Below are 15,838 nucleotides of genomic sequence, written 5' to 3' on the forward strand. Positions count from 1 at the left end.
AACCGCCGTGCAGCATCGTTCAACTTGTTTGCCCAAGCGTGAGATGATGCCGGCCCCTTCTGGAGAAATGCCCCGGATGTTCGAGCTCAAACCCTGCGACCCTGTCACCTTCCGTCAACAGACCCGGCGCAGCACGCTGATCGTGGCCGTGTTGTTCGTCGCCCTGGCGATGCTGCTGTCGAGCCTGGCGGTGATGCTGTTTGGTGAGCCCGGCGGTGACAATTTCCGCTTCAATGTCGGCGGTGTGTTCGCCGGGGTGCTGATCACCATGGCCCTGGTCCGTGGCCCGTTCTGGACCCAGGGGTGGCTCGCGCCGGCGGTGTATGGCTGGCAGCTCAAGCGCAGCCTGATGAGCGTGACCAATGTGATGCACAAGGTCATCGAGCGGGTGCAGGCCAATGACCCGGCGGCGATCAAGGTACTGCGCTTCTACCACTTGGGCTTGACGCAGATGCATGAGCTGGAGGCCAACTCCAGCGCCCAGGTGCAGTTGGTGGCTGAGGTCGAGGCGCACAAGGCCAGGATGCAGGCACTGGGGATCGACACCGAACAAACCCGTCTCGACCCCGCCTGGCTGGCAGCCTTGAAAACCGCTTAAGCCAACTCGCCGATGCGCTGCTCGTCAGGCCAGAACAGCGCCGCCTGGCCGCACGGCTGGCCGGCGTCATCGAGCAAGGTCCATACCACCCCGGCATGAATCATGAACGGCTGGTTGTGCGCATCCACCCGCCAACCGCTGTAGCCCTCGGCGATGCCGTTGGCGGTGACTTGCTCCAGCAGCAGCTGGCGCGCATCGCGGTCGAGGGCCGAAGCGCTGAAGCGTGAGGGCATGCCGATAAAGCTCTCGCGCGGGTATTTGAAGCACTGCAGGGCGCATTCATTCACATACGTAAATCGCGGATCTGCGCCGCCGTCATGGGCCAGCAGGCTGTAGGGTGCGTCGCGGTGCAGCCAGGCCAGGCGCTGTTGTGCGTCCAGGTGTGCCGGGGCCGGCAGTCCCTGGCCGGTCCAGTGTCGATAGGCCTTGTCCAGCACGTCTACGAAGCTTTCTTGAGAGGACACGTACAACCTCACATCATCAGTTGGAATTTTTTGCCCGCCAGCAGAACACCGCGCTGACGGCGATGGCTGCACCGGCCAGGCCAAACACCCACGGCGCCGAGGCGATCGGCAGCAGCAGGCCGGCGAGCAAGGGGCCGAGGCCGGCGCCGATATCGCGCCACACGGCATTCGAGGCCAGGGCTGACACGCGCATCGACCCGGGATTGCGCTCCGCCACCAGGGTAGTCACCAGCGGCAGTTGCAGTGCGCGCAACACCAGTACCGCCGCCGCGCCGACAATCACCCAGTAACTGCCGAACGCCGTCAGGGCCAGGGCACTCAGGAACGAAAACAGCAACAGCATCGAGGTGGCGCCAAAACGCTGGGCCGCTCGACCGCCCAAAGGGCTCAGGAGCATTTCCGAGACATAACGCAACGCCATCAGGCCGCCGGCGATCAGCACCGCATCCCCGCCCAGCAGCTTCTGCGCCTGGAGCGACAGGCCGAAGATAAACAGCCCGTCCAGCGCCACGCCCTCGATAAACGACCACACTGCCACACTGTCCGGCCATTTGAAGCGTCGGCCCGGGGTGCTGTGCAAATCATGCCCGACCGTAGGCAAACCGCGCGCCATCCACAAGCCCACCAGGCAACACCCGGCCAGAATCAGAAAGATCGGACGCGGCCCGGCCCACAGCGTCAGCCAGCCGCCCAGGGGCAGCGCCAGCATCGGCCCCAGGGCGATCAACGCCCGTGAGCGCCCGGCGCGGCGTGCGGCGCCGGCAGGTTCCGACGTGGCCAGCACTTGGGTCGACAGGTTCAACGCTGCAAAGCACAAGCCCCACACCAGGCGCAGGCAGAGCAATGCGGCAAACCCGGACAACATTGAGTTGCCCACCGCACACAACGCTGCGGCGCCGGCGGCGATCATGCAGGTCAGGCGGTCGCCGTTGCGTGCGTAGAAATTGAGCACATGCCGGTAGCCGAAAATCCGCACCAGACGGTTGGCGGCCAGCAACACCCCGGCCTGGGCCAGGGTGATGCCGAACGCCTGGGATTCCATGGGCAGCAACAGGTAGAGCAACACGTCACTGGGCAGGCATAAAGCCAGGGTCAAAGCGGCGCGGCGGGAGTGGGTATCAGCGGTGCGGAGGGCCAGGCTGGACATAAATCTGAAACATCCCGAAATATTCAGGTCGCCACGGTAGCGTTAATCAGCCCTTTTTCCCATAGGGCAACAAACGCAGACCACTGGCCACCGCGCCCACCAGTGCAAACCCGCAGCCCAGCCACAGCGCATGATGCGGGCCGATGCCCACGGACAGGTGGAAACACAACGCTACCAGCGATGCGCCCAGCGTCTGGCCCAACAGGCGTGAAATCGCCACGATGCCGCTCGCCCCGCCACTGCGCGCCAGCGGTGCGCTGGTCATCAACGCCTTGAGGTTGGGTGACTGAAAAAAGCCGAACCCGGCCCCGCACAGCGCCATGCGCCAGCCGATATCAAATGCCGAGGCGCCGCTGCCCAGGGTGGCCAACGCAGCCATCCCCACGCTGAGCATCAACAAGCCGATGCCGCACAGCACGCCCAGGGACACACGGTCCGCCAGACGCCCCGCAACCAGCGCCATCACCGCCACCACCGCCGGCCATGGCGTCATCAGGAAACCGGTTTCCACCTGGCTATGGCCGAGCACCGCCTGCAACAAAAACGGCAGGGACACAAAGGCCAGGCCCTGGGCGCTGAAGGCACACACGGCCGTCAAGGAAGACAAGGCAAACACCGGGCGCTTGAACAGGTCGAGCGCCAGCATCGGTGCCGGGTGCCCGGCCTGGCGCCGCAACAGCAGCACGCCGCAGACCAGTGCCACAGCAATCACACCCAGCGTCAGCGCACCCTGGGCACCGTGCACCGCCGCGCCCAGGCCCAGCACCAGCAGGGCGAACAGCCCGGCGCACAGTACGGCGGCAAGACGGTCGAAGGCATGCCCGGTCATCGGCAGGGTCGGCAACGAGCGCACGCCCAACCCCAAGGCCAATAACCCCAGCGGCACGTTGATCAGATACAACCAATGCCAGGTCGCCACCGACAGAATCGCCGACGCAGCCGTCGGCCCAAGGGTAAAGGCCAACCCCACCACCAACGAGTTATAGCCCAGCCCGCGCCCGAGCATTTTTGACGGGTAGATATGCCGCAGCAACGCCGTGTTCACGCTCATGATCGCCGCCGCCCCAAGCCCTTGCGCCACTCGCGCGGCAGTCAGGGTGAGCAGCGAGCCGGCCAACCCGCAAAACAGCGACGACACAATAAACAGCAACAACCCGCCGAGGTACACCCGGCGATGCCCCAGCACATCGCTGAGCGAAGCAAACGGCAGCACCGTGGCGATGATCGCCAACTGGTAGGCATTGACCACCCAGATCACCGAAGCGGAATCGGTGCCGATCCCTTCAGCCAGGGTCGGCAACGCCGTGTTGACGATGGCCGTGTCCAGGGTCGCCATGCCGATCCCCAGGGAGATCGCGATCACGGCCGGCAGGCGTTTATCGAGGGGCAACCCATCGGCAACAGAAGACATGAACAATCCGCGCAGGTGACTAAGGCGGTTAGATTAATGGCAGCCGCGAATTTATTCAGTGGCCGATTGGCTAACTGTCCGTATTTTCATGTTCGCCAGTGCCCGGTTTTAGCCATCACCCCTACCGCCTCGGCAAAACCCGCCTGGGGCACCGTGTTGAGCGTGACCAGCCCCACGCAGCGTGTCGGTTTCAGGGTCGCCGTGTGCGTCGCCACGCGTGCGGCCTGTTCCACACCGGCCAGCACCGCCTCGGGGATATGCAGCGCGTTCATCAGTTCCAGCACATCCTGGCCGAGCGCCACGTCATCGGCCTCGCGCAGGTACGGTACGATCACCCGGAAACCCTGCGCCGCCAGCGGCCCGCTGACCGCCGCAAACACCTGCACATCCGCCGCCAGCAAGATGATCGCGCGGCCGTCCTCCGGCCCGAACTGCTCATAACGCACCTCCCCCTCATCCGTGCTCACCTGTTGCAGCGCAAACGCCGGGGCGGTGATCACCACCGTCGCCAGCAATAAAAAACCCCGACGGTCAAACATCTCTCACCCCCACGATCAATTCACTGCCCAGCCAAGCGGCCAGGTATTCACCTGCCTGCATCACGCCCGCGTCCTCCCCCAGGCGTTGCACCAGGAACTCACACAGCCCGGCGAAACTGCCGTCAGCCTGTACCTGCTGCACCGCCTGAAGTTCCAGCGCATCCACCTGACGCAGCCGCGAGGTGAATTGCCGCCGCCACACCAGCAAACCGCCCGCCTGTTCCAGCATCACCGCTTCCGGCGCGCACGTTTCCTGCCACAGCGCCGACCAGATGGCCTCGGCATTGGTGGTCAAGTCGTGGCAACGCAACGACGGTGTGAGCTGCAATACCGCCGTGTCCCAGTCCAGCTCGGCCAACGCTTCCAGGGCCAGCGGTTGCGCGTCAGCGGCGACAAAGGCCTCATTCAGGGCCGACTCGATCCAGGCCAGCTCATGCACATCCGGATTCTGTGGAAACACATCCTTCAAGGTGGCGTGGAACCCCTCGGGGTAAGCATCCAGGGTCCAGGCATGGGGCGGATGGTTGTCGATATGGGTAATGCTCGCGGCCAGAAACGCTTGCTCTCCAAGCCAACGGCGCAGGTTGGGGAACGCCTGTTCGAGGCAGCCCACCAACTGGGCGCGGTAGTTGTTCTGGTACACCGCCAAACCGACGTGATTGCTGCCCAGCAACTGCGCGGATTCATCTGACGCGTTCACCAGCCAGCGGCGAAAAGCCTGCTGAAGTTGCGCCAGGTTCATAGCGCCGCCCCCAACGTCCGGGCCATCGACAGTTCCTGAAGCAGCTCGGCGAGCGGCGGGATCTCATCATCACGCTCGATCATGGTCGCCACCGGCCCCAGCCGTTGCATGGCCCGTGCGTACAGTTCCCAGACGCCGGTGCACACCGGGCTGTCATGGCTGTCGATCAAGATGTCACGGCCCTGGCTGTGGCCGGCCAGGTGCACCTGGCGTACTCGCTCGGCGGGGATGCCATCGAGAAACGCCAGGGCGTCGAAACCGTGATTGCTCGCACTGACAAACACATTGTTGACGTCCAGCAGCAGTTCACAGCCGGTGCGCCGGGCCATGGCCGTGATGAACTCCCACTCGGTCATGCAGGCCCCCTCGAACGCCAGGTAACTCGAGGGATTCTCGAACAGCATCGTACGGCCCAGCACGTCCTGGGCCTGGTGGATATTGGCGCAGACCCGGTCCAGCGCTTCGTCGGTATAGGGCACCGGCAACAAGTCATGGGCATTGAAACCGCCACTGCGCGACCAGCTCAGGTGGTCGGAGACAAACAGCGGTTCAATTTCATCCACCAGCGACTTGAGGCGCCGCAGGTAGTCGGTGTCCAGCCCTTCGGCGGTGCCGATGGACATGGACACACCATGCAGTGCCACCGGGTAACGCTCGCGCACCTGGCGCAGGATGTGCCGGGGCTGGCCGCCCGCGACCATGAAGTTTTCGGAGATCACTTCGACAAAATCCACGGGCACCGAAGTCTCCAGGAAGTCGCAGTAATGCTCCTTGCGCAGCCCCAGGCCGTAGCCTGAAAAGTGAGGGTTGGATGTCGACATGACGGATCTCCGCAACGAATAAGTGGCGAGCCCACACAGGGCCCGCCGGGTGGATTACTTCGGTTCGGTCAAGGTGCCACCGGCCTTGAGGCACTCGGACGGGGTCTTGACGATCACGCCTTCGCCCTTGCAGCTGTTGAGACCCTTGCAGTCGTTCTTGGCGGTGGCACACAGGCTGGTGCCTTTACAGGTGTTGACGCCGTAGCAGCGGCCGGGTTTTTCCTGTTGGTCGGCGGCGCTGGCGGCGGTGGCGAATGAGGCCGAGGCCATGGCGATAAGGGCGGCAGCGGCAGCGAGGCTCAGGCGGGATTTGAGTGCAGTGTTCATGGGTGTTTCTCCAGGGTTGGGGTGAATTACTTGATAACGGAAGCAGCGTCTTCGATGACCTTCGCCACAGCCTCGGGCTGGGAGATGTACACCGAGTGGCTGGCCTTGATTTCGGTGACCTTGGAACCGGCACGCTTGTACATCCAGCGCTGCAGGTCGGGGCTCAGGGCTCGGTCTTCGGTGGAGACCACCGCGTAGGTCGGCTTTTTGTGCCAGGCCGCGGCCCACACGGTGCCGCCGAACAGGGCAGTGGTCGCGGGCACCTGGGACGCGGCCATGAAGTCGGTGCGGTTGGTGGTCAGGTCGGCGGCAAAGTCGGCGTTGAACCTGGCACGGTCGAAGAACAGGTGACCGTCGCGGCTCTGCTTGATGTCATCGCTGGGCGCCGGCATGGAGCCGATCAACTGGGCCATGTTCTCGCCCACTTCCGGTTGCAGCGCCGACACGTAGACCAGCGACTTGACCTTGTCGCGGTCGCCGGCAATCGAGATCACCCCGCCACCGGAACTGTGACCCACCAGCACCACCGGGCCGACTTGCTGCTCCAGCACTTCGCGCGCCTCGGCCACGTCGGCGGCCAGGTTCTCGTGGCCCTGGTGCACCACCGTGACCTTGTAGCCCTTGTGAATCAGGATGTCGTGCACCACACGCCAGCCGGAGCCGTCGACAAACGAACCGGGCACGATCACCACGCTTTTACCGGTGCCGGGCTGCGGGGCATCCGCGGCCTGGGCCAGCATCGGAACGGTCAAGGCCATGGCAATGGCCAGGGAAGAAAGCATACGCATGGGAAATCTCCATCAAAGTTAAGAACGTTTGCCCAGCATCAGGCGGTCCAGCGACCAGGCCCCACCGCCATAAGCCAGCAGCGGCAACAACAGCCCCGCCCAGGTCAGGTGCACCGGCCAGGCATCGAGGTACACAAACACCTCGATCACCAGGGTCATGCCCAGTAGCGCGGCGGCGGCCGGACGGGTCAGCAGGCCCAGCACCAGCAACAGCGGGAACAGGTGCTCGGCGTAGGTCGCCAGGTGCGCCGCCCACTCCGGCGGAATCAGCGGCAAGGCGTACTCCGAGCGGAACAGCGTGTAGGTCGACGGCTTGAGTTCAATCAACCCGGTGACCTTGGTGCGTCCCGACAGAAAGAACACCGCCGCGATCGCCACCCGCGCCACCAGCAACAGCAGGGCTTCGGGCAGCAGGCGCTGGATCACGGTTGCTCCGTGAGGCTGCCGAAGCCTTTAGGGGTCTTGATCTGGGTGCAGGTGCCTTTGTCCACCAGCACCCAGGCGTTGCCCTGATAGTCGGTGGTGGCGGTGCCGGCACACGAGGTGCCTTTGCCGGCGGCGCAATCGTTGGCACCGGCGAGGGACACGCCAAAGCATTTTTCCTGGGGCTTGGGCTCGTCGGCGTGAGCCACGGCCGCGAAGGCGCTGAGGGACAGCGCAAGGGTTGCCGCGAGGGCTGCGTAAGGACGCTTCATAAGATGAGTCTCCTGGCTTGACTGAGGGTGGCCAGGGCGCTTGGGGTCGGTGACCGCCTGCGCCAGCTGGTGAGCAGAGTTAAAGCCAGGCGTGTATCCGCTCTGTGTCGCGAACGCGACAGAACGTCATGCAGGTGTATCAGGATGGTGCAGGGATACAGTTCGATACACAGTCAATAAAACAGTGCCAAAACCCCGGCGCTTTATTCGGCATCCCGAACGACACAATTAGAAATATTCGCCTTTCCGAACGAAGGCCCTCCCCTGTCGTCGACGACCGCAAAAATCACCATGAATTTCATGCGGTTGTTGTCATGTTTGATACATGCCAACTGGCATACATTCTGCTTTATCAGTATTTCTAGTAATAAAATGTTTCAGCTCTGAGACAGTCTCATCCCCTGAAACAGGCTCCGTGACGTCACCATAAAAACGACCACGCCCCAAAGGAGGGCAGCCTTTAACACGGTTGATCGACATCATTTTTCCAAGACTGCTGCTGCACATCTGTACCCCAAAAAGGGCGAATGGCCTGATCGCCAATAACAAGCCTGACTATAAAAAGGACGATTTGATGAGCTCGAGCAAGAACCACGCAGTGTCCTTTCTGGACGCAGACCATCCCGCGCCGGCCGCCCCTGACAGCACCCTGGGCTTTGGCCCCTATCTATTACTGGCCAAGCAGCATGTGTTGTTGCGCAACGGCGTGCCGGTCACCCTGGGCAGTCGCGCGCTCTACCTGTTGATTGCCCTGGTGACCCGTGCGGGAGAATTGCTGGAGAAGGCCGAACTGATCGCCTTCGCCTGGCCCAAGGTGGTGGTGGAAGAATGCAACCTGCGCGCACAGATCGTCGCGCTGCGCCGCGCGCTGGGTGACGATGGCAACTGCAGTTATATCGTCACCGTGCCGGGCCGCGGCTATCGCTTTGTCGCCCCCGTCACCGTACAGGCGGCCAGTGAAGAGCACCTGCCCGCGCCCTATGTGCGTGTGGATGAGCCCAACCTGCCGACGCCGACGGCTGAGGTGATCGGCCGCGACGCCTTGATCGCCAGCCTGGCCGACCAGGTCATGAGCCAGCGCTTCGTGACCCTCACCGGCCCCGGCGGAATCGGCAAGACCACCGTGGCCATGGCGGTGGCGCAGCGCCTGGCCGGTGAACTCAATCTGGGCACGTGCTTCGTCGACCTGGCCCCCGCCACTGGCGGGCAATGGGTGGCCGGCATGCTCGCCAGTGCATTGGGTATCCAGACCGTCAGCGCAGACCCGCTGCACTGTGTGGTCGCCAGCCTGGCCAACCGCCGCTTGCTGCTGGTGCTCGACAATTGCGAACACGTACTGCCTGCCACCGCCGACGTGGTCGAAATCCTGCTGCGCAGCGCCCCGCAATGCTGTGTGCTTACCACCAGCCGCGAACCGCTGCGTGCACACGGCGAACGGGTGCATGACCTGGCGCCGCTGGAGGTGCCCGACGCACACGCCCACCTCAGCGCCCAGCAAGCCCTGGCATGGTCCGGCGTGCGTCTGTTTGTGGAACGCGTACGCGCCCTCGACCCGGGTTTTGTGTTCACCGACGCCGACGTCGCGGCCGTCAGTGCGATCTGCCGCAAACTCGACAGCAACGCGCTGGCGATCGAGATCGCCGCCGCCCGCGTGCGCACCTTTGGCATCCAGGACCTGGTGGGCCTGCTCGACGGCAGCTTCCGCCTGCAAATGACTGGCCGGCGTACCGCCCTCGCCCGGCACCGTTCCCTGAGCGCGACCCTGGACTGGACCTACGCCATGCTCAGCGACGACGAACAGGCCATGCTGCGCCAGCTCGCGGTGTTCACTGGTTCCTTCACCCTGGAGGCGGTCAAGACGATGACAGCCTCCAGCCGCCTGGCCCCACGCAACGCCCTGCCCTTGCTCGAAAGCCTGATGGACAAGTCGCTGCTGATCGCCAGCGAATCCACCGTGCCCAAGCACTACCGCCTGCTGGAAACCACCCGCGCCTACGCCCTGGAAAAACTCGACGAACAGGGCGAAACCCGTACCACTTGCCAGCGTCATGCGCGCTATGCGCTCGGCGTGCTGCAGGAAGCCGGGCGAACCCTGGATGGCTTGTCGCCAGGCACCTGGCTGGCCCTCTACGCTGCGCAGATCAATACCATCCGGGCAGCCCTCGACTGGGCCTACTCGCCCACCGGCGACCTGTCCCTGGGCATCGAATTGACCCTGGGCGGCGTGCCGTTGTGGCTGCGGGTGTCCTTGATCAGCGAGTGCCGCAGTTGGGTCGACAAAGGCCTGGCCAGCGACGCCCTCATCCCGCTGCCCTTGCGCCAGCGCATGTTGTTGCATACGGCCCTGGCCAGCGTGCTGATGCTCACCTACGGCACCGGCGGCCCGATGCGCGACGCCTGGCGCCAGGTATGCGAAGACGCCCGCGACCTCGGCGATGCCGAGCACAAGTTGCGTGCCCTGTGGGGTCTGTGGACCGACCGCTGCGGCTGCAACCAGTACACCGAAGCCCTGGAACTGGCCGAGCGCTACATCGCGCTGAACAGCAGCGGCAGCCAACAATTGCTCGGCAAGCGCATGCGTGCCGTGGCGCTGTTCCATATGGGTGACCTGATGGGGGCACGGCAGAACATCGATGAAGCCCTGGGCTCGCCGTCGGCACCGCGTTCGCACATCATCGACCTGCAATTCGACCAACGCATCGCCGCCCGCTGCCTCAAGGCCAAGGTGCAGTTGCTTGAAGGCGATGTCGACCCGGCGCTGCGCCTGATCGGCAGTTGCGTCGACGAAGCCATCTCCCTCGAACACCCCGCGACCCTCTGGTACACCCTGTGCCTGGGTGCCATACCCCTGGCACTGTTGGCATCCAACCTGCCGAAAGTGCGCTATTACCTGGGCCTGCTGCAAGACAGCACCACCGGCCAGGACCTGCATATCTGGCGGCAATTTCGCCTGTGTTTCGAAAACATCCTGCTGATCCGCGAAGGCGCCCCGGAAACCGGCGTGCCGCAACTGGGCGAAGCCTTGCACCACTTGCAAGGCCAGGGCGACAGCCAGCTCTACAGCCTGCTGCGCTGTGAGTACGCCCTGGGCCTGGCGCGCCTGGGCCTGGAAAAACTCGCCCTGGAAGTGCTCGAAGACACCCTGCAATTGGCCCTCGGCCGCCATGAACGTTGGTTCGTGCCGCAAATACTGCGGATCAAGGCGCAACTGATCCTGCGCCAGGCGCACTACGGCTCGGTGGACAAGGCCACCGTGCTGCTGCGCCAGGCCTGGGTGGACGCGCAGTTGGCGGGCGCGCATTTTTGGCGGGCGCAGATCGCGACCGACCTGGCGCGGTTGCAGGAACCCAAGTTGCGCATCGCCTCGTTGCCGCGGCTCCAGCACCGGTAGTGATTGAACACGGGATGAATCGCACAAGCTTTTACAGCGGTGAAATGACCCTGTCAGGCAGACCAGGATAAGTACTCGCTCAAACCGTCGGAGTGGACCAACGACAACCACGACGTAGGAATTGATTGAACCCAGCAGTAAGAAATGGAACTGATGGAGGCGCTCAGGACACTCATGATCGGCTCCGTCCCGGCCAATGAAGGACCCTACCTATGTTTCCATTTCTTGCTGCAATCATTCCCGCCTTGATTGGCGCTGGCAAAGCAATCGCTGTCGGTGCCGTCACCGGTGTGGCCACTGCCGGCGCCACCTACGGCACAGGTAAAGCGATTAAAGCCATAGCAGGTGACAAGACGGCTAAACCAGCACCCGACAAGGAACCAGCCGCCGCGCCCCCCAAAAAACCGCCAGTATCGCTTGAGCCGTCCTGGAAAGCCCTGAAAAACGAGGTCCCCGAACATCTGCGCCTCCCGGAAAAACCTGCCGTGAAAGAGGCGACCTCTGTCGATTCACCTGGACCGGCAGTCGATACCGCCCTCGAAAAGGCGCCAACAGTCGTAGGCGCAGCCAATCCGGTTGCGCCTGTCTTACCCGTTGTGGCGGCGGCCCCAACCTCTGGAGCCATGCGCGTCTGATCTGAAGTAAAGGCGATGACACCGCCTTTACTTCAGATCAGACGGGCTGCCACCAACCAGTCCGCTACTGCCTGGAATGCGGCATCAGGTACCGGGTCGCCAGCCACCGCCTTTTTTGCGATGTCCGCTGCCAGGGTTTTGTCCGGCGCATGGGGAATCCCCAGGTCATACGCCTCCTGCAGCATCAACAACGCCTCCTCCGGGGAGGCCCGGCACACGATCACCGGCACCGGCGTTTCCCCGCGCACATAACGCACGCCAACCACCCAACCGTCGGTGGTGCCGATCATCAAGGACGCACGGCCCAAACCCAACTTGGTCGCCAGAGCCTGCATCTCGTTGCGCTGGCGGCGGCGTTCGCTTTTGATCAGCGGGTCGCCGTCGATGTCCTTGCGTTCGCGCTTGGTCTCGCTGCGGGTCATCTTCATGTCGCGGCCGAACAGCCAGCGTTGCATCATCACGTCCACCCCGCCCACCAGGATGAATGCGCACAGCACGGTAAACACCAGCGGCTTGAGCACCAGGAAGAATGTCGACTGCATGCACTCGGCACCGCAGCGCGACGACTCCATCAGCGCCTGCAATGCATGCTTGCCCACCACGTAGAACGCGATTGCCAGCACCTGCACCTTGATCAGGCCCTTGATGAACTCCACCAGGTTGCGCAGCGCAAAGATCTTCTTCATGCCCTCCGCCGGGTTGATGCGTTTGAACTCGGGTTTGATCGGGTCCGTGGAGAACACAAACCCGCGCATAGTGATGATATTGGTCAGGATCACCACGCCGGTGGTCACCGCCATCACCGGCAACGTGATGCCGATCACCAGTTGCTCGGCATGGTCGAGCACCCGTGGCCACACCGTGGCGAACGGTTCGACGTAGATCAGCGCGGTGAGGTCGATCAGCGCCGTAACCTGGGCCTTGGCCCGTGGCGCCAGAACGGAAATGCACAGTGTGCAGAACAGGATGACCATGCCCGACACCAGGTCCTGGCTCTTGGCAACCTGGCCCTTTTTACGTGCGTCCTGGAGCTTCTTGTCCGTGGCCGGCTGGGATTTTTCTTCGCTGGTATCGGCCATGGGCTACTCCATGCCGGCCAGGGTCTTGAGCAGTTCGACCGTGCCGCGAAACTCCGCCAGTTGGTCGAGCATCAGCGGGATCAGGAAGCCGATGTAGACCACCATCAGGATCGTGAAAAACAGGTTTTTCACCGGCAGCGACAGGTCGAAGATATGCAGGTTCGGCGCCATGCGCGACAGGTAGGCGAGCATCAGGTCGGTCACCAGCAGTGCGATCAGCAACGGCGAGACCATCAGCACGCCGACGCGCATGATCTGGTCAAGGATCGACAACACCGCCAGCAGCGCCGAGCTGGCGAACACCGGCGTGAACGCGGTGACCGGCCAGAGCTGGTAGCTGTGGTAATAGCCGTCGACCATCAGGATGAACCCGCCGGACATGAAGAACAGCGTGATCAGCATCACCGTGAGCAGGGTCGCCATCACGCTGGATTCCCCGGACGACAGCGGGTCCACCAGTTGCGCCATGGTCGAGCCGCGTTGCAGGTCGATCAACTCCCCCGCCACCTCGGCGGCCCAGAACGGAATGCCGAACAGCAGGCCGATCAAAATACCGATCAGGAACTCCTTGATCAGCAACCCGGCGATAAACAGGCTGCCGTGCTCCGGCATCGATGTCAGCGCGTCGAACACCGGGAAGAACATCGGGATGGAAATCGCCACGGCCACACAGCCGCGAATCATGCCGGTGAGGCCCAGGCGGTTGAACGCCGGGGTGATCACCACCACGCCCATGGCACGGCAAGCGGCAAGCGACGCGGAGCTGATCACCGGGTAGGCGACTTCGAGGAACTGCGCGGTCAGGCTGGCATCCATGGGCGGTCAGCGCGTCCACATCGCAAAGTTGTCCAGCACCTGGCCGCCGAGTTCCGCCACCTGCCCGGCGAGCACCGGCCCCAGGAACACGATGGTCAGCAACACCGCGACCAGCTTCACCACCTGGGGTAATGTCTGGTCCTGGATCTGCGTCAGCGCCTGGAACAGGCCCACGCTCAAGCCCACGATAATCGCCACGCCCAGCGCCGGTGCGGAGAGCATCAGCACCGTCATCAGCGCCTGTTTCATCAATGACAGGAATACGTCCTGGCCCATGGATCGTGCCTCAGCCGTAACTCAGAATCAAACCGTGCATCAAGCGCGACCAGCCGCTCAGGGACACGAATAAAAAAATCTTCAGCGGAATGGAGATCAGGTTCGGCGAGACCATCGACATGCCCATGGCCATCAGCACGTTGGACACCAGCAAGTCCACCACCAGGAACGGGATGTACAGCAGAAAGCCGATCTCGAAGGCGCGGGTCAGTTCCGAGCTGACGAACGCCGGGATCAGCACCACCAGGTCGTCGTCACGCAAATCGGCGCGTGCTTCAGGCGACCAGATGGTCTCGGTGGCCTGCACGAAAAAACCGCGTTCGGACTCATTGGCAAACCGCTTCAGGTGCGCTTGCAACGGTGGACGCAATGCATCGCCCAAATCCTTGAGTTGCTCCACATGCTCGATGTTGAGGTCGCGCCCCTCCACCTGCCGGTACATGTCGCCAATCAACGGCGTGGTCACGTACACCGACAGGATCAACGCAATGCCGTACAGCACCAGGTTCGGCGGCGTCTGTTGCACGCCAAGGGCGTTACGGATCAGGAACAGCACCACCGAGATCTTCATGAACCCGGTGAGTGTCACCACCGCCAGCGGGATCAGCCCGATCGTCGCAACGACCAGGATGATCTCGATCAGGTTCGGCTGATAACCGGTCATGGGGTGGCAAAACTCAGCAGGCGCACACCCAGGCCGTCACCGATTTTCACCAGTTGACCCTGGCCGACGCGACGGCCGTTGACCATCAGGTCGACGCTGTCCACACCCGGCGTGTCGAGCTGCAACAGGCTGCCGGCGCCCAGTTCACGCAACTGCGCCAGGGTCAGTTCCAGGCTGCCCACCTGGCACACCAGTTTCAACGGCAGGTCATCCAGCGCAACGGCGGCATCAACATCAGTCATGGGGTTCTCCGGTTCCACAAAGGGGGCTTTCAAGGCTTCCTGCAGGCGCAGGACTTCGCCCTGGTATTGGCAGCGCGCCTGCAGGCGGCCATCGAGGTCGAGCAACAGGCCCGGGCCTTGCTCCAGCATCAGCACATCACCGGGGCGCAGGCTGCGCAGTTCACCGAGGGACAGCCACTGGCGCCCCGCCACCACCGCCAGGGTCTGCCGCAGGCCTGGCAAGGGGTCGGGTTCGACCTCGGCGTATTGCGCCAGCAGTTGCGTGACCAGTACGGCGGCGCTTTCGCTCAGGTCCAACTGGGCGCTCATCGCGGGCTGGTGGCCGAAGGTCAATTCCAGCGCCAGCCGCAGGGCAAACACGCCCTGCTCATCACCGGCTTCGAGCACCTGCAGCGGGTGACCGAGCAACGGCTCCAGGCTTTCGATCAGGTCGAGCAACGCCAGCTCCAGCAACAACGCGCGCGGCAGCGCAGGCAACGGCTGCACATCGAACGGCAGCGCCAACGGCAGCATCAGTTGCTCCAGCGCCGCAGCGGGCAAACTCAGGCGCATCGCGGCACCGCCAAGCGACAGCGGCACATGACGCGGCGCGTCAAGGCGGCGCGCTGCGGCGGCCCAGCTCACGCGCAAGTCCTGCCCGCCGCAACGGCCCTGCCAGGGACGGCAGCGGCGGTGCAACTGGTTGTGCAGAGCCAGTAACGCCGGGTCGTAGTGGGTCAGCCACGGCGACAGCGAATCGGCAAGGGCTGGAATCATGTGCCGGCGCCTTCATCACGCAGCTCGCCCACCCGGCGCTCGGCGCTTTCACGGCCCTCAAGCAGGCTTTGCCAGGCCTCGGACTGGCGCTGGCGGCTCAGGCGCTCCTGACGGAACACATCGCGCTCGCGCTCCTGGCTTCGCAGCGTGGTGGACACGTGAGCCACATCGTTTTCCAGTTGCTGCTGGTCATCCGACAGGCCGCGCAGGCGATCCTGGGCGGCCTGCCAACTGGCGACCGACAGGCCTTCGGTCAGGGACGCATAAACCTGCCGCGCTTCTTCGGCAATCGCCTCACGGTGCAGGCGCAATTGCTCCTTGGCGTCAGTCAGCACACCGTGGGTCTGCTCGCAGCGTTGCTGCTGCGCGGCCAGTTGGCTGGCGGCCCGCTGTTCACGCAACACCCGCAGGGTTTGCAGGGTGCGTAGTTGTTGGGTTTTCATTGGA

General features: G+C 63.7%; 20 protein-coding genes. 3 read left to right on the forward strand and 17 right to left on the reverse strand.

From position 1 onward, the window contains the following. Positions 1-76 precede the first annotated feature (76 nt). On the forward strand, positions 77-598 hold the full coding sequence (locus BFN10_RS24860; RefSeq protein ID WP_071491914.1) for a DUF3087 family protein: 522 nt from the start codon (positions 77-79) through the stop codon (positions 596-598). Here BFN10_RS24860 and BFN10_RS24865 read toward each other — a convergent pair. From BFN10_RS24865 to BFN10_RS29525, 11 genes are all read right to left on the reverse strand, one after another. Then, a complete protein-coding gene (locus tag BFN10_RS24865) occupies positions 595-1,062 on the reverse strand; it encodes an MEKHLA domain-containing protein (protein WP_231999507.1) in 468 nt (155 codons plus the stop codon). The two genes, BFN10_RS24860 and BFN10_RS24865, sit on opposite strands and share 4 nt — an antisense overlap. A 16-nt stretch (positions 1,063-1,078) precedes the next feature. Then, positions 1,079-2,209, reverse strand: a complete 1,131-nt coding sequence (locus BFN10_RS24870) for an MFS transporter (RefSeq protein WP_071491916.1) — start codon at positions 2,207-2,209, stop codon at positions 1,079-1,081. 46 nt (positions 2,210-2,255) lie between these two features. Next, positions 2,256-3,620, reverse strand: a complete 1,365-nt coding sequence (locus BFN10_RS24875; protein ID WP_071491917.1) for an MFS transporter — start codon at positions 3,618-3,620, stop codon at positions 2,256-2,258. An 86-nt stretch (positions 3,621-3,706) separates the two neighbouring features. Then, positions 3,707-4,159, reverse strand: a complete 453-nt coding sequence (locus tag BFN10_RS24880) for an alpha/beta fold hydrolase (protein ID WP_071491918.1) — start codon at positions 4,157-4,159, stop codon at positions 3,707-3,709. Further along, positions 4,152-4,901: an HvfC/BufC N-terminal domain-containing protein gene (locus BFN10_RS24885; protein ID WP_071491919.1), complete on the reverse strand. Its 750-nt coding sequence runs from the start codon at positions 4,899-4,901 to the stop codon at positions 4,152-4,154. The genes BFN10_RS24880 and BFN10_RS24885 overlap by 8 nt, the downstream gene beginning before the upstream one ends. Beyond that, positions 4,898-5,722 (reverse strand): MNIO family bufferin maturase, encoded by an 825-nt coding sequence (bufB, locus tag BFN10_RS24890; RefSeq protein WP_071491920.1) that lies wholly within the window; start codon positions 5,720-5,722, stop codon positions 4,898-4,900. The genes BFN10_RS24885 and bufB overlap by 4 nt, the downstream gene beginning before the upstream one ends. Before the next feature lie 54 nt (positions 5,723-5,776). After that, positions 5,777-6,049, reverse strand: coding sequence for a BufA2 family periplasmic bufferin-type metallophore (gene bufA2, locus BFN10_RS24895; RefSeq protein ID WP_016979675.1), 273 nt, complete (start codon positions 6,047-6,049; stop codon positions 5,777-5,779). Positions 6,050-6,075: 26 nt separating this feature from the next. Next, complete coding sequence (locus BFN10_RS24900) at positions 6,076-6,837, reverse strand: alpha/beta fold hydrolase (RefSeq protein WP_071491921.1); 762 nt, start codon at positions 6,835-6,837, stop codon at positions 6,076-6,078. 18 nt (positions 6,838-6,855) lie between these two features. Next, entirely contained in the window at positions 6,856-7,263 is a 408-nt protein-coding gene (locus tag BFN10_RS24905) for a DoxX family protein (RefSeq protein WP_071491922.1), read from the reverse strand. Then, positions 7,260-7,532, reverse strand: a complete 273-nt coding sequence (locus BFN10_RS24910; RefSeq protein WP_049712652.1) for a BufA1 family periplasmic bufferin-type metallophore — start codon at positions 7,530-7,532, stop codon at positions 7,260-7,262. Before BFN10_RS24910 ends, BFN10_RS24905 begins: the two co-directional genes overlap by 4 nt. 312 nt (positions 7,533-7,844) lie before the next feature. Next, entirely contained in the window at positions 7,845-8,012 is a 168-nt protein-coding gene (locus tag BFN10_RS29525) for a hypothetical protein (protein WP_156792148.1), read from the reverse strand. A 94-nt stretch (positions 8,013-8,106) separates the two neighbouring features. Between BFN10_RS29525 and BFN10_RS24915 the strand changes: the two genes are divergently transcribed. Both BFN10_RS24915 and BFN10_RS24920 read left to right on the forward strand, forming a co-directional pair. Beyond that, positions 8,107-10,923 carry an ATP-binding protein gene (locus BFN10_RS24915; protein ID WP_071492041.1) on the forward strand — a complete coding sequence of 939 codons (2,817 nt, stop codon included), beginning with the start codon at positions 8,107-8,109 and terminating at the stop codon, positions 10,921-10,923. Between the two features lie 212 nt (positions 10,924-11,135). Further along, complete coding sequence (locus BFN10_RS24920) at positions 11,136-11,558, forward strand: hypothetical protein (protein ID WP_071491923.1); 423 nt, start codon at positions 11,136-11,138, stop codon at positions 11,556-11,558. Positions 11,559-11,590: 32 nt separating this feature from the next. Here the strand turns inward: BFN10_RS24920 and BFN10_RS24925 are convergent, their stop codons facing one another. The 6 genes from BFN10_RS24925 to BFN10_RS24950 are packed head-to-tail and all read right to left on the reverse strand — an operon-like array spanning position 11,591 to position 15,834. After that, on the reverse strand, positions 11,591-12,637 hold the full coding sequence (locus BFN10_RS24925) for an EscU/YscU/HrcU family type III secretion system export apparatus switch protein (protein WP_071491924.1): 1,047 nt from the start codon (positions 12,635-12,637) through the stop codon (positions 11,591-11,593). A 3-nt stretch (positions 12,638-12,640) separates the two neighbouring features. Beyond that, on the reverse strand, positions 12,641-13,453 hold the full coding sequence (sctT, locus tag BFN10_RS24930) for a type III secretion system export apparatus subunit SctT (RefSeq protein WP_071491925.1): 813 nt from the start codon (positions 13,451-13,453) through the stop codon (positions 12,641-12,643). A gap of 6 nt (positions 13,454-13,459) precedes the next feature. Beyond that, positions 13,460-13,729, reverse strand: coding sequence for an EscS/YscS/HrcS family type III secretion system export apparatus protein (locus tag BFN10_RS24935; RefSeq protein ID WP_071491926.1), 270 nt, complete (start codon positions 13,727-13,729; stop codon positions 13,460-13,462). 10 nt (positions 13,730-13,739) lie between these two features. After that, positions 13,740-14,393 (reverse strand): type III secretion system export apparatus subunit SctR, encoded by a 654-nt coding sequence (gene sctR, locus BFN10_RS24940; protein WP_017137580.1) that lies wholly within the window; start codon positions 14,391-14,393, stop codon positions 13,740-13,742. Further along, complete coding sequence (gene sctQ, locus BFN10_RS24945) at positions 14,390-15,391, reverse strand: type III secretion system cytoplasmic ring protein SctQ (protein WP_071491927.1); 1,002 nt, start codon at positions 15,389-15,391, stop codon at positions 14,390-14,392. Before sctQ ends, sctR begins: the two co-directional genes overlap by 4 nt. After that, positions 15,388-15,834, reverse strand: a complete 447-nt coding sequence (locus tag BFN10_RS24950) for a hypothetical protein (protein WP_071491928.1) — start codon at positions 15,832-15,834, stop codon at positions 15,388-15,390. Before BFN10_RS24950 ends, sctQ begins: the two co-directional genes overlap by 4 nt. Between the last annotated feature and the right edge of the window lie 4 nt (positions 15,835-15,838).

The organism is Pseudomonas extremorientalis (assembly GCF_001870465.1).
GTDB lineage: Bacteria > Pseudomonadota > Gammaproteobacteria > Pseudomonadales > Pseudomonadaceae > Aquipseudomonas > Aquipseudomonas extremorientalis.